Origin of the sequence: Zunongwangia sp. HGR-M22 (genome assembly GCF_027594425.1) — a bacterium.
Taxonomy (GTDB): Bacteria; Bacteroidota; Bacteroidia; order Flavobacteriales; family Flavobacteriaceae; genus Zunongwangia.
The window spans coordinates 3,639,094-3,660,548 of record NZ_CP115159.1 but is presented as its reverse complement, the minus strand read 5'-3'; the positions used below and the strand labels follow the sequence as shown (position 1 = coordinate 3,660,548).

14 protein-coding genes, 1 tRNA gene and 1 pseudogene are annotated in these 21,455 nt (G+C 36.7%); 11 read left to right on the top strand and 5 right to left on the bottom strand.

Translation table 11 applies throughout. The features are described 5' to 3' along the window. Positions 1 to 3 precede the first annotated feature (3 nt). The 5 genes from PBT91_RS15845 to PBT91_RS15825 all read left to right on the top strand — a co-directional run bounded on the left by PBT91_RS15845 (position 4) and on the right by PBT91_RS15825 (position 7,120). Positions 4 to 453 carry a ferritin-like domain-containing protein gene (locus PBT91_RS15845; RefSeq protein WP_270059430.1) on the top strand — a complete coding sequence of 150 codons (450 nt, stop codon included), beginning with the start codon at positions 4 to 6 and terminating at the stop codon, positions 451 to 453. 239 nt (positions 454 to 692) lie between these two features. After that, complete coding sequence (dnaE, locus tag PBT91_RS15840; RefSeq protein WP_270059429.1) at positions 693 to 5,081, top strand: DNA polymerase III subunit alpha; 4,389 nt, start codon at positions 693 to 695, stop codon at positions 5,079 to 5,081. Positions 5,082 to 5,294: 213 nt separating this feature from the next. Further along, a complete protein-coding gene (gene trxA, locus PBT91_RS15835) occupies positions 5,295 to 5,612 on the top strand; it encodes a thioredoxin (protein ID WP_270059428.1) in 318 nt (105 codons plus the stop codon). Positions 5,613 to 6,030: 418 nt separating this feature from the next. Further along, complete coding sequence (locus PBT91_RS15830) at positions 6,031 to 6,960, top strand: DUF58 domain-containing protein (protein ID WP_270059427.1); 930 nt, start codon at positions 6,031 to 6,033, stop codon at positions 6,958 to 6,960. Between the two features lie 86 nt (positions 6,961 to 7,046). After that, positions 7,047 to 7,120, top strand: a tRNA-Asp gene (locus tag PBT91_RS15825). Positions 7,121 to 7,384: 264 nt separating this feature from the next. Here the strand turns inward: PBT91_RS15825 and PBT91_RS15820 are convergent. Next, positions 7,385 to 7,966 carry an RNA polymerase sigma factor gene (locus tag PBT91_RS15820; RefSeq protein ID WP_270059426.1) on the bottom strand — a complete coding sequence of 194 codons (582 nt, stop codon included), beginning with the start codon at positions 7,964 to 7,966 and terminating at the stop codon, positions 7,385 to 7,387. 108 nt (positions 7,967 to 8,074) lie between these two features. On the opposite strand from PBT91_RS15820, the gene PBT91_RS15815 reads away from it, so the two are divergent. The 4 genes from PBT91_RS15815 (at position 8,075) to PBT91_RS15800 (ending at position 16,227) form a co-directional block, all read left to right on the top strand. After that, entirely contained in the window at positions 8,075 to 9,235 is a 1,161-nt protein-coding gene (locus PBT91_RS15815; RefSeq protein WP_270059425.1) for a FecR family protein, read from the top strand. Between the two features lie 378 nt (positions 9,236 to 9,613). Further along, positions 9,614 to 12,619: a SusC/RagA family TonB-linked outer membrane protein gene (locus PBT91_RS15810; protein WP_270059424.1), complete on the top strand. Its 3,006-nt coding sequence runs from the start codon at positions 9,614 to 9,616 to the stop codon at positions 12,617 to 12,619. Positions 12,620 to 12,631: 12 nt separating this feature from the next. Continuing rightward, positions 12,632 to 14,149, top strand: a complete 1,518-nt coding sequence (locus PBT91_RS15805) for a RagB/SusD family nutrient uptake outer membrane protein (RefSeq protein WP_270059423.1) — start codon at positions 12,632 to 12,634, stop codon at positions 14,147 to 14,149. Between the two features lie 275 nt (positions 14,150 to 14,424). Further along, positions 14,425 to 16,227: a pectinesterase family protein gene (locus PBT91_RS15800; RefSeq protein ID WP_270059422.1), complete on the top strand. Its 1,803-nt coding sequence runs from the start codon at positions 14,425 to 14,427 to the stop codon at positions 16,225 to 16,227. Between the two features lie 285 nt (positions 16,228 to 16,512). Here PBT91_RS15800 and PBT91_RS15795 read toward each other — a convergent pair whose 3' ends face one another. Then, positions 16,513 to 16,773, bottom strand: coding sequence for a hypothetical protein (locus PBT91_RS15795; protein ID WP_270061490.1), 261 nt, complete (start codon positions 16,771 to 16,773; stop codon positions 16,513 to 16,515). Positions 16,774 to 16,800: 27 nt separating this feature from the next. Here PBT91_RS15795 and PBT91_RS15790 point away from each other — a divergent pair, with 27 nt between their 5' ends. Both PBT91_RS15790 and PBT91_RS15785 read left to right on the top strand, forming a co-directional pair. Continuing rightward, positions 16,801 to 17,346, top strand: a complete 546-nt coding sequence (locus tag PBT91_RS15790) for a tyrosine-type recombinase/integrase (protein WP_270061448.1) — start codon at positions 16,801 to 16,803, stop codon at positions 17,344 to 17,346. Further along, positions 17,346 to 18,475, top strand: a pseudogene (locus PBT91_RS15785) (IS91 family transposase). The gene PBT91_RS15790 and the pseudogene PBT91_RS15785 overlap by 1 nt, the downstream one beginning before the upstream one ends. Positions 18,476 to 18,760: 285 nt before the next feature. Here the strand turns inward: PBT91_RS15785 and PBT91_RS15780 are convergent. The 3 genes from PBT91_RS15780 to PBT91_RS15770 form a co-directional block, all read right to left on the bottom strand. Then, a complete protein-coding gene (locus PBT91_RS15780) occupies positions 18,761 to 19,324 on the bottom strand; it encodes a hypothetical protein (protein WP_270059421.1) in 564 nt (187 codons plus the stop codon). Between the two features lie 239 nt (positions 19,325 to 19,563). Then, on the bottom strand, positions 19,564 to 20,118 hold the full coding sequence (locus tag PBT91_RS15775) for a cysteine hydrolase family protein (RefSeq protein WP_270059420.1): 555 nt from the start codon (positions 20,116 to 20,118) through the stop codon (positions 19,564 to 19,566). Positions 20,119 to 20,265: 147 nt separating this feature from the next. Next, entirely contained in the window at positions 20,266 to 21,387 is a 1,122-nt protein-coding gene (locus PBT91_RS15770; protein ID WP_270059419.1) for a 5-methyltetrahydropteroyltriglutamate--homocysteine S-methyltransferase, read from the bottom strand. Positions 21,388 to 21,455: the final 68 nt, after the last annotated feature.

Below are 21,455 nucleotides of genomic sequence, written 5' to 3'. Positions count from 1 at the left end.
ATTATGAAATATTCAGAAGAAGTATCAGAAAAATTAAATGAGCTGTTAGAAAAAAACTATGACGCAGAGAAAGGATATAAATTTGCAGCTGAAAATGTTAAAAATGATAAGCTAAAATCTTTTTTCACTGAAAGAGCACAAGAACGCTACGATTTTGGACATGAATTAAAGTCTGAAATTAGAAATTATGGTGAAGTGCCAGATAAAGGTTCTAGTTTAGCAGGTGATGCTCACCGTACTTGGATGAACTTAAAAACAGCATTCTCTGGAAACAAAGAAGAAGCAGTTTTAGAGGAAGCTATAAGAGGTGAAAAGGTAGCTGTTGAGGAATACCAAAAGATCTTAGATGATACTAACGTGCCAGCATCTACTCAAAATATTCTTCTGAAACAAAAAAATTCTATAGTAGCTTCTTTAAATGAGGTGAAATCTCTTGAATATAAACTTGACTAGAAGAAAAAAAATAAAATTTTGAGGCGAATAGATGTTTGATTGAAGTAGTAGTAGTTTTAATGTTCGTATCGAGCCTCACGGAAAAGAAGTTTTGCTTCAATTACCGTGAGGCTTTTTTATTGGTTAATAATTGTTGAAAAACACACTTTTTCTCAACTGAAATTATGCTTAGTTTTGCAAGATAAGATGTTGCTGAATTGCCCTTTTTCTTCATACAGGGTGTAAATAATTAAGAGCCAATGTATTTAATTTTTGATACCGAAACCACCGGATTACCAAAGCGTTGGGATGCGCCTTTAACCGATTCTGATAACTGGCCAAGATGTATACAGATCGCTTGGCAGTTACATGATGAGATGGGTAATCTTTTGGAGCATCAGGATTATCTAGTGCGCCCAGAAGGTTTTGATATTCCTTATGATGCCGAGCGCGTTCATGGAATTTCAACAGATTTGGCCAAAGAAGAAGGTATTTCTTTAAAGGACATGTTGGAGAAATTCAACGAAGCTTTGGGAAGGACTAAATTTATCGTTGGACAAAATCTTGGTTTTGATGTTAATATTATGGGAGCCGAGTTGCATCGCGCTGGTATGGATAGCCAATTACTCGAACTTCCGGTTTTAGATACCTGTACAGAAACTACGGCCGAGATGTGTAGAATTCCCGGTGGACGTGGTGGTAAATTCAAACTACCAACGCTTACCGAGTTGCACGAATATCTTTTTGATGAGCCATTTGGAGAAGCACACAACGCAACTGCCGATGTTGAGGCTACAACACGTTGTTTCCTGGAATTGGTGAGAAAAAGAACCTATTCTGCGGAAGAATTAAATGCTGCTCCCGGTTATTTTGAAGATTATATAGAAGCCAATCCAGAGCCATTTCAGCCAATTGGTTTAAAGCACATAAATCTTAAGAAAGCTTCCGAAGCGATTAGGAAAAGGTTGGAGAAACTGCAGCCAACCGATGAGATTACTACGGAAGAAATCGAGGAGAATCTAGAAAAATTAGACGAGGTACCTTTTGCACATCTTCATAACCATTCGCAATTCTCTGTATTACAGTCAACCATAAGTATTCCCGATCTTGTAAATGCCGCTGGCGAGCAAAATATGCCGGCAGTAGCGCTTACCGATCATGCAAATATGATGGGAGCATTTCATTTTGTAAAAGAAGTTGGGAATTATAATAAAAGTGTAAAGGCGAAAAACGAAGAAGCCATTGCTAATGGTGAGGCCGTGGAAGCCAATGAAATAAAGGCGATTATTGGTTGTGAGTTTTTTGTTTGTGAAAATCACACCGATAAATCAAGAAAAGATAACGGTTACCAAGTAGTGATGTTGGCCAAAAATAAAAAGGGCTATCACAATTTGGCTAAAATGTCTTCGAAGGCATATACCGATGGCTTCTATTATGTACCTCGAATCGATAAAGAGGTTGTAAAAAAATATAAAGAAGATGTAATCGTGCTTACCGGTAACCTTTATGGGGAAGTGCCGAGTAAAATTCTAAATGTTGGTGAAAAGCAGGCCGAAGAAGCTTTGCTTTGGTGGAAAGAAGAATTTGGTGATGATCTTTATATAGAGATGATGCGCCACAATCAGGAAGATGAAAATCGTGTAAATCAAGTTCTGGTTGAGTTTTCTAAGAAACATGATATAAAATTAATTGCGACCAATAACACCTATTATTGGAGAAAAGATGACGCCAATGCGCACGATATTTTATTATGTGTAAAAGACGGTGAAAAGCAGGCAACGCCAATTGGTCGTGGCCGCGGCTATCGTTACGGATTGCCAAACCAGGAGTATTATTTTAAGACTGCTGAAGAGATGAAAAATCTCTTTAAAGATTTGCCTGAAGCAATATCGAATATTAAGGAGATTGTAGATAAAATAGAGCCTTTTGAGCTGGCACGCGACGTATTACTTCCTGCTTTTACCATACCTGAAGAATTTTTGGTTGAAGAGGATAAAATAGATGGTGGTAAGCGAGGCGAAAATGCCTATTTAAAGCATATTACCTTTAAGGGAGCTGAAGGGCGTTACAGCGAAATCACTCCGGATATTAAAGAAAGGTTAGATTTTGAGTTATCGGTAATCGAAAAAACAGGATATCCGGGTTATTTCTTAATTGTTGAAGATTTTATTCGTGAAGCCAGGAATCTTGATGTTTCGGTGGGACCGGGAAGGGGTTCTGCAGCCGGTAGTGCGGTAGCCTATTGTTTAGGAATTACGAATATCGACCCTATTAAGTACGATCTGCTTTTTGAGCGTTTCTTAAATCCAGATCGTGTGAGTATGCCCGATATTGATATCGACTTTGATGATGAAGGTCGTAGCCGGGTTATGGATTATGTAATCGGGAAATATGGTGCCAATCAGGTAGCGCAAATTATTACCTACGGAACCATGGCTGCAAAGTCATCGATTAGGGATACTGCTCGGGTTTTAGATTTACCTTTAAGTGATGCCGATAGAATAGCGAAATTGATCCCTAATACCAAACTAGGGAAGCTTTTCGCAATGGATGAAAAGACGATAAAATCGAAATTCCGAAGCGAAGAAATAGACAGTATTAACGAGCTGCTAAATATTTCTGAAGGAGATGATCTTGAAGCGCAAACGGTAAATCAGGCGCGAGTTTTAGAAGGGTCGGTTAGAAATACCGGGATCCATGCCTGTGGGGTAATTATTACCCCTAGTGATATTACCGATCACGTTCCGGTTTCGTTGGCTAAGGATTCCGATTTATATGTAACGCAGTTCGATAACTCGGTTGTAGAAGATGCGGGTCTACTAAAAATGGACTTCTTGGGGTTAAAAACGTTAACCCTAATTAAGGATACCATCAAAATTGTAAAAGGAAGACATGGGATCGATTTAGTTCCCGATGAATTTCCTTTGGATGATGAAGAAACTTATAAACTCTTCCAACGTGGAGAAACAGTAGGAATATTCCAGTATGAATCTCCAGGAATGCAGAAACACATGCAGGCGTTAAAACCAACGGTTTTTGACGATCTAATTGCAATGAACGCCTTGTATCGCCCCGGGCCAATGGAATATATTCCAAGCTTTATTGCCAGAAAACACGGGGACGAAGAGATAAGTTATGACCTTCCAGATATGGAAGAATATTTGCAAGAAACCTATGGTATTACGGTCTACCAAGAGCAGGTAATGTTGCTTTCGCAAAAGTTAGCCGGCTTTTCTAAAGGTGAAGCCGATATGCTACGTAAAGCAATGGGTAAAAAGATATTTGCCTTACTGGAAAAACTGAAGCCAAAATTTCTAGACGGTGGAGAAGAGAAAGGCCATCCTCGAGAAGTTTTAGAGAAAATATGGAAAGACTGGGAAGCTTTTGCTTCTTATGCGTTTAACAAGTCGCACTCTACCTGTTATGCATGGATTGCTTACCAAACGGCATATTTAAAGGCGCATTATCCTGCCGAATATATGGCTGCGGTATTGTCTAATAACATGAACGATATCAAGCAAGTTACCTTCTTTATGGAAGAATGTAAGCGAATGAAACTTAACGTACTTGGTCCCGATGTAAACGAATCTTACTATAAATTCTCTGTAAACAAAGATTACGCTGTCCGGTTTGGAATGGGAGCTATTAAAGGAGTTGGAGCCGGCGCAGTAGCCACTATCGTGGAAAATCGTAAAAGCGAAGCTGGGCATTATCGATCTATTTTCGATATGGCAAAACGAATCGATTTGCGAGCAGCCAATAAAAAAGCTTTTGAAAATCTGGCTTTGGCGGGCGGATTTGATTGTTTTAAAGAAACGCATCGCGCACAGTATTTTCACGATGAAGGAGACGGAATGAGCTTTTTGGAGAAAGTGGTGAAATTTGCTGCTAAATTTCAGGAAAATGAAAATTCGTCTCAGGTAAGTTTATTTGGCGAAGCCAGTGAAGTGCAGATTCCAGAGCCAAGTGTACCACCATGTGAAGAGTGGGGAACGATGGAAAAGTTACGCCGTGAAAAAGAAGTGGTGGGAATTTATATTTCTGGGCATCCATTGGATGATTTTAAGAAAGAGATTCAGTATTTCTGTAATGGAAGTTTATCAGATTTTAGAGAACTTGAAAAAATAGTAAATCGTGAAATTTCTTTTGGCGGAGTGATTAGCGATGTTCAACACAGAACCTCAAAAATGGGAAAAGGTTGGGCAATGTTTACCGTTGAAGATTATACTGAATCTTACGAGTTCAGAATGTTTGGCGAAGAATATCTTAAAAACCGACATTTTCTGGTTCCAAACTCTTTTGTGCATATAAAAGCCTTTATAAAAGAGGGGTGGACCAACAAAGATACCGGCAAAAAAGGAGAGCCTAGAATTCAGTTTAATAGCTTTCAACTATTGCATGATATCATGGATTCATACGCGAAGAAACTTACCATTCAGTTAGATATAAATGATTTGAAGGAAGAGAAAATCGATATTTTAAAAGAGATTTTTAGAAGTTACCGCGGTGATCATAAACTGAATTTTGTGGTGTATGAAATGAAAGAGCAGCTGAAATTACATATGCCTAGTAAGCGCCAAAAAGTAAAGATCTGTCCTGAATTATTAGAAAGTTTGGAAGCTGAGCATGTGGTTTATAAATTGAACTAAAGCTGAGGTTTTTTACTTTCGGGCAGGGATTGAAGCAAGCTACCGTGTAGCGCGTAAAGCCCGGTCCTTCCTGAAGATGAAATCTGAAGGAAGGAGCCCGCCGTATAATTATTGACAATCAGCTTATAACGAAATCTGATATTTGATTTGTAAGGTTTCCGAAAATATTTGACTACTTTTACGTATTGATAATTTACTAGAAAAATAAAGATTATGGCTATTGAAATAACCGACGCAAATTTTGAAGAAACAGTATTAAAAAGCGATAAACCAGTAATGGTTGATTTTTGGGCAGCATGGTGTGGACCTTGTAGAATGGTAGGACCGGTAATCGAAGAGCTTAGCGGCGAGTATGAAGGGAAAGCAGTTGTTGGAAAACTAGATGTTGATGCTAACCAGGAATTTGCTGCAAAATACGGAGTTAGAAATATCCCAACAGTGCTTATTTTCCAAAACGGAGAAGTTGTAGGTCGCCAGGTTGGTGTTGCTCCAAAAGATACTTATGCAAGTGCTTTAAACGAGCTTTTATAATCCATAGCGATTTTTGAATAATATTGAGCCCGGCTTTTGCCGGGTTTTTTTGTTTCTTGATTTGACGTAGCTAGTATTGAGAAGTTAGAAAATAGAGTAGAGAACCATGAATTTGAATTCTAAATGCAGAAAAATTGAATAGCTGTAAACTGTATACTGAAAACAGAGTTCTCGACATAACACTTTCACCTTGAGCGCTATCGTCATCTCGATCTTGTGGAGCGATCTTTTTTGAATTCAGTAGTTCTAACATAGAATATTGAAAAGAGACCAGATAATTATTATAAAATGCTGAAATCTGAATTGCTTTTCAATGAAAACTTTTCTGTTCAACGTTCATTCTTCATTGCTTATTGGTAATTGTATTTTGTAAACTGTCAACTCGTTTTCGTATATTCCTGCAACAAATATTTTTACTTTGAAATTACAACAACAGGTACATCAAACTGAAGGATTTTTAAATCTTGAAATATTGGCACGGCAAATTGTCGAAGGTTATATTTCGGGGATGCATAAGAGTCCGTTTCACGGCTTCTCTGCAGAATTTGCAGAGCATAAAATTTACAATCAGGGAGAAAGTACCAAGCATATCGATTGGAAGCTTTATGCGAAGACTGATAAATTGTACACCAAGCGCTACGAAGAAGAAACCAATTTGCGCTGTCACCTTATCATCGATAATTCTGCTTCGATGCATTATCCTTCTTTAAAGAAACAAAGTCTCTCAAAACTAAATAAAATTGGTTTCTCGGCTCTAGCATCAGCGTGTATTATGAATATGCTAAAGCGACAGCGTGATGCGGTGGGTTTAAGTGTGTATAGTGATAAGTTTGAATTTTATGCGCCAGAAAAAGCAGGAGAACGCCATCATCATTTATTGCTGAATCATTTAGAAAACGCGGTAAATTCTGGCGGGTCTAAACGCGGAACAGAAACCTATACCTATTTGCACCAAATTGCAGAAAAACTAAAAAGAAGATCTTTGGTATTTCTGTTTACTGATATGTTTCAAAGCGATAAAGAGGAAGCCGAACTCTTTGAATCTTTAAGGCATCTTAAATATAATAAGCACGAAGTAGTCTTGTTTCATGTTTTAGATAATAAAAAAGAGCTTGGATTTGATTTTGAAAATGCGCCGAAGCTATTTTTTGATGTAGAAACGGGAGATGAGATAGATTTATACTCAGAAAATATTCAGGAAAATTATAAAAAAGCGATTAAAAACTACTTTGAAAATCTAAAATTGGAATGCGCGAAATACCGGATAAGTTACGTTCCGGTAGATATCAATAAAAATTTCAATAAAATTTTACAATCTTATTTTGTTGAAAGACAAAAGCTTGCATAACGAGCTAAAAAAAATATCAAAAAAATTCAAAAAAAAGTTTGTGGAAGTGAAAAACAGCTGTATATTTGCACTCGCAATAACGCAACGGTCTGGTAGTTCAGTTGGTTAGAATGCCTGCCTGTCACGCAGGAGGTCGCGAGTTCGAGTCTCGTCCAGACCGCAAGATTGCAAAAAGCCTTTCAGAAATGAAAGGCTTTTTTTATGCTTTAATTTTACTTCTTTTTGTGTGCTATTATGACTGAAATTTATTTTACTTAAAAATTGGAGGTAGTTGAGGGGGGGGACTTAGGTTAGCCGATTATCTAAGTTATTCAGTTTATGCAATAAAAGCCTTGATTCGTATATTTTTCAGCGTAGAGTTATAAATACAATTAAAAATAAAAGCTATTTGAGTTGAATATATGAGATTAAGTTTTCTGAAAAATTAAATCAATTTATGTAGAAACAGAAAAATATGCGAGTTCGTGTCTCCAACTTTTAATCTTAGGGTGCTAAAGGCTCTTGTAATATGTTTCTCTACAGATTTTATGGAGATGTTTAAATAATCAGCAATTTCGGTATTGGTAAGCCCATCCTTTTTACTCAGTAAAAATGTTTCTTTACATTTTGGCGGTAATTTATGTATTTCGCTTCTTACGATGGCTATAAGTTGCTCAAGTGACTGTTCAGATTCTTCTTCAACAATACTAGATAGGGTATCGATATATTTCTTTTCTAAATATATCGTTTTTTTATTTTTTCTATACTGATCTATAAATTCATTATACACAGATTTATAAAGCAAATTTTTGATTGAAAGTGTAGTTTTTAGGTTGTCTTTATTCTTCCAGATTTTTATAAAAACATTTTGAACGATATCTTCAGCAAGATCCTTATCTGCTATTAGGTTGTAAGCATAAACGCTTAGTTTATGATGGTAGATCTTTAAAAGATATTTGTAAGCATCTTCGTTTCCGGTTTTTAAGGAATTTATTAAGTATATATTATCTGAAAAGGTTTTCGTCATAACGTATTGATGAAAATATGCTTTAATAATTATCTAATTTATAAAATTTTGATTTAAAAAGGTAGGGTATGTAAAAATTCGGTCGTATTAATAATAAGCTATAACTCCATGAGCACATCAATAGAATCCATAGTCGTAAAATTTATTTGTAGAGAAGCAACAGCTCAAGAACTGGATAAACTTGAGGTATGGTTAAAATATTCAGATAATACCAAAGTGTTTAAACAATTATTAAGGGTGAATTTTGCAATTGATAATAGCTTAAATCATTTTAATGATACTAAGATTCATCAAATATTAAATGAGCAAATAAAACATCATCAAAAGGCAAAAAGGCGAAAGAAAAACATGAGGATTTCTTTATATGCTCTAGCCGCAGTTGCGGTCATTATATTTGGCAGTGCTTTCTATTTAAAATTTGAAAAGAATAATCTGAATCAACAGAATGTAACATCAAATATAGTAGATGTTTCTGATGAGATTCCTGGGGCCATTCTAACTTTGGAGGATGGTGCAGAGGTTATATTGAAAAATGGAGATACCTATCAAAATAACGGAGTTAAGAGTGATGGGAAGCAGCTTATTTATGATAAAAATGAGGATAGTGATAAAGTTGTATTTAATTATTTAACTGTACCTCGTGGAGCGCAATTTGAATTAAAACTATCTGATGGCACAAAAGTCTGGCTTAATTCTGATTCTAAACTGAAGTATCCAGAGTCTTTTATTAAAGGTAAATCGCGCATTGTCCATCTACTCTATGGTGAAGCTTATTTTGAAGTTTCGCCAAGTAATTTGCATGATGGAAGTTTGTTTGAAGTGCGCAATGAAGAGCGCATTATTCAGGTACTTGGAACACAATTCAATTTAAAAAGTTATAAGGAAGAAACTAATACCTACACCACATTAGTAGAAGGAAGTATTATTTTAAAATCACGAGATAAAAAATATGCTTTAAAGCCAAATGATCAGATCATATACAATAAAGAAAGAGCAGAATATAAAAAGCAACAGGTGAATGTATTTAATGAAATATCCTGGAAGAATGGGATTTTTAGTTTTGAAGATAAAAAGTTGAAAGATATTCTCAAAGTACTGTCTAGATGGTATGATGTAGAATTTGATTTGAAAAATCACCAACTTGGAGAAGAAGAATTTGTAGGAGTTTTAAGTAAAGATCAAGATATTGAGGAAATACTTGAAAGTATAAAAAGTTCTGGGATTATCAATTCATATCAAATGAATCAAGAAATAATTATAATAAATTAAAAAAAGAGGGAACGAAGTTTTGACATTTAGCGGTATCGAACTTCGTCCCTCACCTAAATTAATCAAACATGGTGTTTAACTAATCTATTTTGTATGAAAAACAAAACTATAAAAAACAAAGCTTATATAATTAAGCGATGTTCAATTTTAATTATGAAAACCTTTTTAATTTTCTTTTGCTCGACAATTCTTGCTTTTAGCCCGAATGAAACATTTTCTTAGCAGAAAGTTCACATCGATAAAGATCAAAAGTTTAGTGTAGATCAAATCTTCGATATCATTAAGAGTCAGACAAACTACAGATTTATTTATCCAAAACAATTATTTAAAAATAAACCAAAAGTTCAACTTTATCAAGGCGATATTAAAGTAACAGAAATGCTTACTCTTGGTTTGAAATCAAGTGGGCTAACTTATGCAATCACTGAAAATAATAATATCATATTCAAAGAAAAAGCGGAGGATACCACTACTTTTTCTGAGGATCAAAATATGATAGAAGGTCTGGTTAAGGATACTAATGGAACTCCTTTACCTGGCGTAAATGTGCTAATTAAGGGCACTTCAATTGGAACCACTACAGATTTTGATGGGAAATATTCTATTGAAGCGAAACCAGGAGATGTTTTGACCTTTTCCTTTGTGGGAATGAACACGGTTTCAAAAGAGGTAGGTAATGAGAATATACTTAATGTCACGCTTACTGAAAATGCTGCGGCTTTAGACGAAATCGTTGTAGTTGGATATGGTACACAAAATGAAAAAGATATTACCGGTGCTGTAACTTCTGTTTCTGCCAAAAACTTTAATAAAGGCGTGCAGCAAAGTCCGCAACAACTTCTTCAAGGTAAAATGCCTGGTGTTAATATTGCGCAAAATAGTGGCAAGCCTGGAGGATCCAATACCGTTTTAATTCGTGGAGGGACTTCTTTAACTGGTTCAAATGAACCCTTATATGTTATAGATGGTGTGCCAATTTCTACATCCTCTGGTACAGGTCAAGCAAACATAAGTAGTAGTGGAACCGATTTTTTTGATCAAGAACCGGTTAATCCATTAATGACCTTAAATCCCAGTGATATAGAATCTATTAGTGTTTTGAAAGATGCATCTGCAACAGCTATCTACGGCTCTAGAGGTGCCAATGGGGTGATTGTAATAACCACTAAAAATGGAACTGCAGGAAAAATAAATGTTTCTCTGGATGTGTCTCATGGTGTTTCGGTAGTTTCTAATACGATTGAAGTCCTTTCTGCAGATGAATATCGAAAAGTAGTAAATGATCTTGATTTACCATTAAATGAGGGTGGTGAGTCTACCAACTGGCAAGATGAAATATATCGAACAGCTGAGGTGCAAGATTATTACCTTTCCTTAAGTGGAGGCTCAGAGAATACAAATTACAGAGCATCTCTGAGCTATAGCGATCAAGAAGGTGTGGTATTAGGTTCCAATTTAAATCGAGGAACTGCGCGTATTAATATTGGCCAAAAAATGTTGGATAAAAAATTATCTTTTGATTTAAGGTTAAACTACGGGCAAACAGTTTCAAATGCTGCTCCGGTTTCTAATACTGTAGGGAGTGAAGCTGGTTCCAGTATCAATTACGAGGCTTATGTTTTTAATCCTACATATTCTGTATACGATGAAAATGGAAATTTTAATCATATCTTACCCTATAGAGTGAATCCATTATCTTTCTCAGAGCAGGTTATTGATGAACGTACTAATAACAGATTTTTAGGAAATTTCACTACAGATTATAAGATCATAGATCCACTTAGTATCAATGTAAATTTAGGATATACCAATCAAACTATTGATCGTAATTCTTACCTAAGTAAGGAAAACCCATTAGGGCAGGGGTTAGGAGGATATGCCAATGTACAAAAATTAAAAAGTTTTAATAAGTTACTTGAAACTACCTTAAAGTTCGAGGAGAAATATGGAGATCATAACATCAACGCATTAGCAGGATATTCGTACCAATATTTCGTAGATGAAGGCTTAAGAAATGATGCTAATGGTTTCTTGTCCGATGAATTTAAATGGTATGGCTTACAAGCAGCCAGTAATGTACGTACCGTATCTTCATTTAAACAAAGTAATACTTTGATTTCCATGTACGCACGTCTTAATTACGATTATCAAGGTAAATATTTGCTTACAGCTACTGTTCGTAGAGATGGTTCCAGTCGTTTTGGAAGTGGAAATAAATGGGGTGTTTTCCCTTCAGGCTCTGTAGCTTGGAGGATATTAGATGAAGACTTCTTTAAATCTAATACAATCAATGACTTAAAATTGAGAACAAGTTACGGAGTAACCGGGAATCAAGAAATAGGGAATTTGAATTCTATAACAACATTGGGTGCCAGTACCACAGGTTATATTGTGGGCGGACAAAGAATCACTGTGGTTTTGCCGCAGCAGTATGCTAACCCCGATTTAAAATGGGAGCAAACGGCACAATTCAACGTTGGTATCGATTTTAGCCTTTTAAAAGGTAAAATCTATGGTACTGCAGATTATTATAATAAAGAAACAAAAGATCTTTTATTGCGAATTCCAGTTCCTACACCTACTGCGGTAAATACACAGCTGGCCAATGTTGGAAGTGTGCGTAATCGCGGTATTGAATTCTCATTAGGAGCATATGCCATCGAAAAAGAGAATTTCCAATGGCGAACAAATTTAATTTTCAGTCATAATAAAAACGAAGTACTTAGCTTATCCAATGCACAATATCAGGGCGATGATATACAAGTTGGACCTTTAAGAGGCCAGGGATTAACAAGTGGTACCTACGCCCAGTTAATACGACCAGGATTTGAAGTAGGTACTTTTTATGGCCGAGAATTTTTAGGAATAGAAGATGGGGTAGAGCAATTTGATCCTGAGCCAAAGATTATTGGTTCTGCACAACCTGATTTTACTTTCGGGTTCTCTAACAACTTTAACTATAAAGCTTTCGATCTATCGTTTAACTTAAGAGGCTCTGTGGGGAATGATGTATACAACTTAACGGCTAACAATTTAGCGTATTTAAGCAATTTGCCAGGAAGGAATGTGTTTAAAGAAGCTGTAGAAAGTGGGGTAACCAGAGATCAGCCTAAACAATACTCCTCTAGATGGATTGAGGATGCATCTTTTGTAAGATTAGACAATATTACATTAGGTTATAATTTAAATTCTGAAAATCTATTCTTTTCGAATGCTAGGCTCTATCTCACGGGACAAAACCTGTTTGTAATTACTGGTTATTCAGGTTTGGATCCTGAAGTGAATTCAGAAGTTTCTGGAGCCGGAATAGCTCCGCTGGGTATTGATTATCTCGCCTATCCTAAAGCAACAACTGTTACTTTAGGACTAAACCTAACCTTTTAATTTATACATATTATGAAGTTTTACATATATAAAATAGCCATTATATTGAGCGTTGCCTTGCTTGCTGTAAGTTGTACTGATTTGGATGAAGAAACTTTTGGGAGCTTATCGCCAGATAATTTTTACAATACTGAAGAGGAAGCTCTTGCTTCTGTTGTAGGAATTTATCAGCAACTTTCTTATTTACAAAGTATTGGGGATCCATGGAGAATCGCAGAGTTTGGAACCGATGAGTTTATTGTCCCTGGTCGTGCTAGCGGTGGATGGTTCGATCAAAGCAATATCGATATTATTAAGCACCAGGTGGATCCTGCAAATGCAACTACAGGTAGAGCCTGGAAAAATATCTTTCAGGAAATAGGAACAGCTAACGCCGTTATAGAAAGTTTGGAACAATCACCAAATAGCGAGAATTTAACTGCAATCATTGCTGAGGCAAAAGCATTAAGAGCTTATGGTTATTTTTATGCTATGGATTTTTGGGGAAATGTACCCCTAGTGACTGTGGCAAGAATTGATCCTAACGATTTGCCACAAACCACCTCCCGATCAGAAATTTTTAGTTTTATTGAAAACGAATTACTAGCTGCTTTGGAGGATATGCCATCTGTAAATGAAGTTAATCGATCTGACTATTATCCTAGATTTACGAAAGAGTCGATATATTCCCTTTTAGCCATGATGTATTTAAATGCAGAAGTTTATACTGGTACACCACAATGGCAAAAGGCGGTTGAAATGTGTGATAAAGTTATTAATTCTGGTGGTTATAATCTTTCTGGCGAAGTGATTGATAATTTTGCTTCTAACTCTCAAACAAATTCGCCTGAACTTATTAGTGCTTTCACAAATGATCCTATAAGTAATGCTGGCAATAATCAATTTATTTTATATGCACAAAATGCCTTAGATCAATTAAAATATAATTTGCCGTTTGTTCCGGCAAATGGATATAGCACCTATCAAGAAGCTTTAGATCGTTATGAGGACGACGATGTCCGTAAAGAGCTTTTAGAATATGGACCGCAAACTTATCTTAATGGAGAACCATTATTAATGGACAATGGAGAGCAACTTGTTTTAATACCGGTACAAGATTTAGTAAGTGCGGAAGATAATGAAGGATACAAAGTGTTGAAGTATACACCTGTAGGTGCTAGTTTTTCAGGCTTTAATGCGGATAACGATTATGTATTAACCCGTTATGCGGATATCTTATTAACAAAGGCAGAAGCCCTATTTAGGTTAGATAATAGTGCTGCGGAAGCTTTAAATTTGGTAAATGAAGTTAGAAATAGAAGTAATGCAACTTCATTAAACGCCTTAAGCTTAGAAATAATAGAGGAAGAGCGCGCTAGGGAATTTATCTGGGAAGGACATCGTAGAAGGGATATGATTAGATTTGAAAGCTATTTTAATGACACCTGGGCTTTTAAGACTACACAGACAGAAGAATATAGGGGTATTTATCCTATTCCTCAGGAACAAATTACCGCCAACCCAAACCTTACTCAAAATCCAGGTTATTAAATTTAATTGGAAAAAAAATAATCCAAATTGGGCGATTTAGGATACATTTTGTTGATCAGTACCTGGCAGGTCATCATTGCCAGGTATTGGGTCGACAAGCCTAGAATAATAAAAAATTATAATTACTGAAAAGACAAAATAACCACTATAAAAAACTATTTTACTTACAGAAAGCAACTCTTTCAACCACCAAACATCAGATTAATATGCAATGCTTTAGAACATTAATATTTCTTCTTTGCTTCGTGCAAACTTCATTCGCTCAGAAAGAAAAAATGAATATAAGACCTTATACAATCGCTACGAACTTTCAAAATTTGTCTAGCCATTATGACTTTCTTAGCCCTGTTCAGCTCGATTCTTCACTGGCCGTTAAGCAATTAAAAGATATACGATATAAGAAAACGGAAACTTCAGATTTAAAGCTTGACGCATATATTCCAGAACAAAAAAATAATGAAAAACTACCTGGGATCCTTCTTATTCACGGTGGAGGATGGTTTTCAGGAGAAAAAGAAAATTTGGGTGTATTAGCGCAGGCGCTTGCGGCTAATGGCTATGTTGCAGTAACACCAAGCTATAGGCTTGGTGGAGAGGCCATTTATCCTGCTGCGGTTTTAGATCTTAAAGATGCTCTACGCTGGATGCGAAAAAATGCAAAAAAGTTAAATCTGGATGTTAATCGTATAGCTACATTAGGTGGATCTGCAGGGGCACAATTAGCGATGCAAGTGGGCGTAACTCCAGATTCTGAAATTTATGATGAGGAGGATCAAGAATTCAGTTCTGCAGTGCAGGCTATCGTAAATATAGATGGAGTCACAACATTTGTGCATCCAGAAGTAGAAAAAGGTCCCCTTTTGAATACCTGGTTAGGAGGTACCTATGAGGAAAAACCCGAGATATGGAAAGAGGCATCTCCTATAGAATACGTGAATAGCAAAACTCCTCCTACACTTTTTGTAAATAGTGCACAACCCCGGTTCCATGGAGGGCGTGACAGCTATATTGATTTACTGGATCAGTACAACATTTATAGTGAAGTTCATACTTTAAAAGATACTCCTCATGCTTTTTGGCTGGTTAATCCTTGGTTTAAACCTACACTAAGATATACACTCGATTTTCTGGATAAATTTTTAAAAGAACCATATACTCCGCCGTATCGTACAATTAAGGTAGCTAAAAATGATCAGGCAGACTTTAGCAGTATTCAGGATGCCATTAATTCTGTTCGAGTATTTGGTCCAGGAGAAGTACTTATAGAAATTGCTGCAGGGGTTTATAAAGAAAAGATTGTTATTCCTTCACATATAACTAAGCTTACATTAAAGGGAAGCGATCGCGAGAAAACTATTATATCATATAACGATCATACTGGTAAAATTGATGAACTTACTAAAAAAGAACATGGTACTTTTTCTTCACATACCTTATTAGTGCAAGGAACAGATGTGCATTTGGAAAATTTGACGATACAAAATACTTCTTGTAATGAAGGTCAGGCTGTCGCTTTGCACGTGGAAGGTGATCGATTTGTAGCCGTAAATTGTAAGATTTTAGGGTGTCAAGATACTTTATACGCGGCTAAAGAAGGATCCAGGCAATATTATGAGCAGTGCTTTATTCAGGGTACTACAGATTTTATTTTTGGCCAGGCCATAGCTGTATTTCAAGACTGTACCATTAAAAGTCTTACAGATTCCTATATCACGGCAGCAGCAACCTCTAGAAATCAGGAGTTTGGTTTTGTGTTTTATAAGTGTAAACTTATTGCAGATAAGGATGTTACTAAAGTATTTTTAGGAAGACCATGGCGGCCTTATGCTAAGACGGTATTTATAAATACAGAAATGGGAGCTCAAATTTTAGAAGAAGGATGGCATTCCTGGCCAGGAGATTCCATGTTTCCTGAAAAGGAAAAGACTGCATATTATGCAGAATATGAAAGTAGAGGAGCAGGAGCATCAGCAGAAAATCGAGTGGAGTGGTCTCATCAATTAGGTAAGTGGGAAATCGAGCAATATAGCTTAAGAAATATCTTTAATGGTTGGATACCGGCTATGTATAAACGTTAAATTTCGGTTTGTCACCCATGCTAGCCATTTCGAGTGGCTGTGTTCGTAGGCTAATGTGCCGTTATCGAAAGATAACAAATTGCAATAATTTTCGATTAGGAATTCAGCAGAAATGAGCTATAAACGGTGTTGAACGAATCCTCCCTACCGGTCGGAAGCTTACTAAGCCAAAATACAACAATTTTTATATTTAAGATAAACTAAAATTTACCGTTATGTATAAAAAAAAGTAAAACGATAGTAGAGACCGCTATCGCAGAAGTTCCTGGCTTTGAAAACCTATGCTTACAACTTGGTAAGAGCTTTTCGATCAATGAGAAAGCCGCAAGTACCCTGAACAACTACAAGCGATGCCTGGCTCACCTGGGCCTGCACTACAAGCAAAGCCCGGAGACCCTCTCTACTGAAATGATCAATGATTATCTTTTTCATTGCCAAAACCTGCACAAAACCCCATCCGAAAGTTTTTTCAAGCACACTATTTTCGGCCTGCGGGCCATCTACAAGATCCTGGGCTTGAATGATAAGCAGGTCAAGCTTCCCCAAATAAAGCGACAGAACCAACTCCCTGTAGTGCTTAGCAAAGCTGAAGTACGTACCTTGCTCAAAGCACCCAAATATCTCAAACACCGATTGATCCTGGGGATGCTGTATGGGTGTGGACTAAGGAGCTATGAACTCTGTGCCCTACGGCTCTGCGATGTAGACTTTGACCGACAGACTGTTTTTGTAAAAAAGCAGAAGGGCAAAGTAGACCGTTATGTGCCACTTAGCAAGCACTTGGCACGTGGACTTAAAAAATACATTGCAACGGAATCTCCAAAAACCTTCCTCTTCAACAGCCAGGTAACCGATGATGGCGCCCCCCGGCCCATAACCCCCACCGCAATACAATGGGTCATCAAAGAGAACCGAAGTAAAGTAAATACCCACAAGACTATTACCGCCCATTGCCTGCGTCACACTTACGCCACGCACTTGCTGGAGGCAGGACTCAATATTATGAGCCTGAAAGAACTTTTAGGACATGCCTTTATCGAGACAACGCTGGTATATTTACACGTTGCCAACACTGGGAGTTCACGCAAGTTTAGCCCCCTGGATACCCTTTTTCAATAATGCGCAGTCACCTTAAGGTGGCCGATGTGCTGGAGATGGAGCAGGATTATATCTCCTCACGGGCATTTACGAGCTGGCACAGGCGTACCCTTCATGCCATCCGTAAATGCCGCACCCCTGCTATGGGCGGACATATCGATAAGTGCGATTGCTGTGATAAACTCCACATCAGTTACAACAGTTGCAGGAACCGGCATTGCCCTACCTGTCAAGGCCATAAACGCGAACATTGGATACAGGCACGGGAAAGTGAACTGCTCAATGTTCCTTATTTTCATGTAGTCTTCACACTCCCTTCGGAACTGAATGCGTTTGCTTTATCCCATCCCAAAATAATTTATGGGAGCTTGTTCAAAGCGGCCTGGTCCACCCTTAGACAGTTCGGGGAGAACCCCAAGCACCTGGGCGGGCAAATGGGCATGATAGCCATACTGCACACCTGGGGCCAAAACCTGAGCCTGCACCCGCACTTGCATTGTATTGTTCCTGGAGGTGCGGTAAAGAGGTCAGGCAAATGGAACCTGCAAGGAACAAGGGAAAATACCTGTTCAACGTGAAATCCATGGGGAAGGTATTCCGCGCAAAATATAGTGCACTGCTTCGAGAGCAAAAGATAGCCATACCACAGGAAATCTATGATAAGCTCTTTGCTAAAAACTGGGTAGTCTATGCAAAGCAGCAATTCCACACCCCAAAATATGTAGTAGAATATCTGGGCCGTTACACCCATAAGATCGCAATAAGCAATCACCGGATAAAACAAATAAACAACTCCCAAAGGAGGGTAACCTTCCAGATTAAGGACTACAGGAAAGCGGGCCAAAAAGGACAACTAATACTGGATACCCGTGAGTTCGTGCGCCGATTTGCACTGCACGTACTGCCCAAAGGTTTTACAAGGATAAGGCATTACGGCATCCTAAGCAGCAGTTGGAAAAAGCATAAACTACCGGCCCTACAAAATATCCTTGCAGGGGTGCCAGTAAAACCTGTCGAAAAAAAGCCTCCATTGCTCTTGGGCAAATGTCCAAGTTGCAAAAAGGGAAAACTAGTCACCGCTCTAACTTTCGATAAGCGTGGACCGCCAGATAAATGGAGAAAACTACTTTTATCCATTAATAGCTTTTAAAAACTGGCCTGCACCATGCGGGGCGGGAGAGTTATGTCCTAAAGCCAAGGATTTATTCAAAAAGGGACCGGAAAAGGAGGCTAATCGATACGTAACTAGATTTAAGTAACTAGAAAAATGTTGGAGCCTAAAAAACTCAACAAAAATTGTGGCTCATCTGCCCCAATAAAATTCCAGAATAATACAGGGTAAAAAGGTATTCCCCATAAAGGAGGAAACGGATCCGTCAACAAAATATTCAGCCCTGGCCTATCGGCGGGCCGAATACTTAGTTATTGTAGCACGTTATTTTTCACTTTTATATAGTTCTATCGCTTTTAAGAATTTAATTCCTCCAGCTTTCGTTTGGTCATATATGAATTCATTTAATTCAGGATGGTGTTCGTTAATCCAGCTTAAAAGTCCGTTTTTGTTTCTTTCCCAAGTCGCTTCATTAAAATCCACGTATTCTGTTTGTACAGTAATTATTTTTTCATTTTGGAATTTTATAGTCTGATTTGTTATAAATGGCTCTTTGTGAAGAAATGAAATTCTTTTATCAATCTTTGAAATTTTTGCTTTTACAATTTCGTTTTTTTGTTCGATTTTAAGTATCTCATAGTTAGGATCAAAAACAGAATCCCATTTTAAAAATTCTAAATAATCGCTTTTGGAATAAGTGTGTTTATATTCTCCTTCAATCATAGTTAAACTATCCGCAAACCAGTCTGATATTTTTGAATAATCTGAATTGTCAAGAACCTTAAAATATTGTTTAGCAATTTTAACTCTGTCAATTTTCTTTTCCGTGTTTTTACAGGACGTAAATCCGATTGTCAATAGTAAAAATAAAATTATGGTTTTGTTCACGGGTTTTTGGTTTTATGTGCTACAATGAAGGATATAAATTCAATAAAATGTTCACAATCATAATTACTAAACCGAATGAATAATTTTCTGTGTAACTTTTATATAAAGCAAAAAAACTACGAATTAAAATTCGATTAGATGGCTTATTTCTGCAGTCGCCATTTCTTTGCTTATTTCAGTCAATTCAATTAATAATAGCTCCAACTATCCAGGAAATAAAAGATATTGCTATTTAAACTTTAATTCCTCTCAAGAAAATCTTCTGTATTAGTAACTTCAGAATAAAAATAATTTAAGGCAGCTAAGAACGATTTATGAACTTCACTGGCTTCTACTTTTTCACTATTAATTTCTAAATCCCTGGTTGCACAGGCATCACCAATCACCACACAATCAAAACCAAAATCTTTGGCGGCCCTGGTGGTAGCATCTACGCACATATGCGTCATCATCCCGCAAATGATCAAGTTTTTAATGCCTTTTTCCTGTAGCGTTTGTAACAAATTTGTTTCTCTAAAACTATTTGGAAAATGTTTGATCACTATTTTTTCCCCGGTTAGTGGTGCTACATTTTTGTGAATTTCTACACCTTTTGTTTCTGGTATAAAAAAGGTAGAACCTGGCGCAAGCGATTGATGTTGAATATGAATTATGGGGAGATGCTTTTTTCTAAATTTTTCCAGTATTTTCTTAGCGTTTAAACTAGCTTTTTCGGGTTCAGAAAGTTCCATATTTCCGTTCGGGAAATAATCAATCTGGATATCGATTAAGATAAGTGCAGTTTCATTTTTCATAAGTTCTTTTTTTAAGTAAAAATACTCAAATCAACCATAAAGATGGTTTCTAAGCAGCTTAATTTTAATACCTTCATTCGCTATAGAATATAAAACCAAAACCTCGCCGAAATAGCGAGGTTTTATAAATTCAAATATAAATTCAAATTATCCCCAGACTTCCTGGCTAATTTCATTGATGAGTTCTATCTTTTTCCACTGGTCTTCTTCGGTAAGAATATTTCCTTCTTCAGTAGAAGCAAAACCACATTGCGGACTCAAACTTAAGCGTTCCAAATCTACATATTGTGTAGCTTCTTTAATACGATCGATGATAACTTGCTTGTTTTCTAAAGTTGCATTTTTGCTGGTAAGTAAGCCTAAAACAACTTTTTTATCTTTCGGCACAAATCTTAGCGGTTCAAAATCTCCAGAACGATCGTCATCAAATTCTAAATAAAAGTTTTCTACCGCTTCCTTTGCAAAAAGTGTATCGGCTACCGGCTCATAACCACCAGATGCGGCCCAGGTAGAATGATAATTCCCTCTGCAAACATGGGTTGATAAATGTAAATCTTCAGGTAAGTTTTCTAAAGCCGAATTGTTTAATTTAAGATAGGTTTCTTTAAGATCGTTGCGATCAAAACCTTCACCTGCCATTGTTTTCCAAAAATCGGCATCACATAACATGGCCCAAGTACAATCATCGAATTTAAGGTCACGGCAACCAAGATCGTATAATTTTAAAATCGTTTGTTGGTATGCTTCAGCAATATCTTTAAATAATTCTTCTTGATCTGAATAATATTTCTTCACATATTCCTCGTTATCGCCTCTAACTAATTCGGCATATAATTGGGCAGGAGCGGGAATGCTTTGTCTTGCAACATGTTCTTCGCCAACATGTTCTTTTAGGAATAAAAAACTATCGAAAACAGGATGATTTGGGTTAAATTTTATTTTTCCTGATAATCTGGCTGAATCTTTTCTGGTTTCTTCCCCCTGAAATAAATAACCCCGATCTTTTAAGAAATGCTCTATTCCATCTAATCCCCAAAAAAAATCTAAATGCCAGTAACTTCGTCTAAACTCTCCATCGGTTATGGCGTTAAGTCCGCTTTGTTTTTGTTTTTCGATAAGTTTAGCGATTTCTTCATCTTCAATTTTTTTTAATTCTGAGGCTGAAACTTCATTTTTAGCAAATTGTTCTCGAGCTTTTTTTAGGGTCTCTGGTCGTAGAAAACTTCCAACAACGTCAGATTTGTTTTTTGTGGTAGAATGAATGCACATAATTAAATTTTGTTAGGTTTTTGTAACGGTCAAAGTTATATAATAGCGTGTTTTCATCTAAATTTTTG

Bases quoted from the DNA above. Each gene is read 5' to 3' on its own strand.
- PBT91_RS15845 (WP_270059430.1), top strand. From the start codon at position 4: ATGAAATATTCAGAAGAAGTATCAGAAAAATTAAATGAGCTGTTAGAA.
- dnaE (WP_270059429.1), top strand. From the start codon at position 693: ATGTATTTAATTTTTGATACCGAAACCACCGGATTACCAAAGCGTTGG.
- trxA (WP_270059428.1), top strand. From the start codon at position 5,295: ATGGCTATTGAAATAACCGACGCAAATTTTGAAGAAACAGTATTAAAA.
- PBT91_RS15820 (WP_270059426.1), bottom strand. From the start codon at position 7,966: ATGACGAAAACCTTTTCAGATAATATATACTTAATAAATTCCTTAAAA.
- PBT91_RS15815 (WP_270059425.1), top strand. From the start codon at position 8,075: ATGAGCACATCAATAGAATCCATAGTCGTAAAATTTATTTGTAGAGAA.
- PBT91_RS15810 (WP_270059424.1), top strand. From the start codon at position 9,614: ATGCTTACTCTTGGTTTGAAATCAAGTGGGCTAACTTATGCAATCACT.
- PBT91_RS15805 (WP_270059423.1), top strand. From the start codon at position 12,632: ATGAAGTTTTACATATATAAAATAGCCATTATATTGAGCGTTGCCTTG.
- PBT91_RS15800 (WP_270059422.1), top strand. From the start codon at position 14,425: ATGAATATAAGACCTTATACAATCGCTACGAACTTTCAAAATTTGTCT.
- PBT91_RS15775 (WP_270059420.1), bottom strand. From the start codon at position 20,118: ATGAAAAATGAAACTGCACTTATCTTAATCGATATCCAGATTGATTAT.
- PBT91_RS15770 (WP_270059419.1), bottom strand. From the start codon at position 21,387: ATGTGCATTCATTCTACCACAAAAAACAAATCTGACGTTGTTGGAAGT.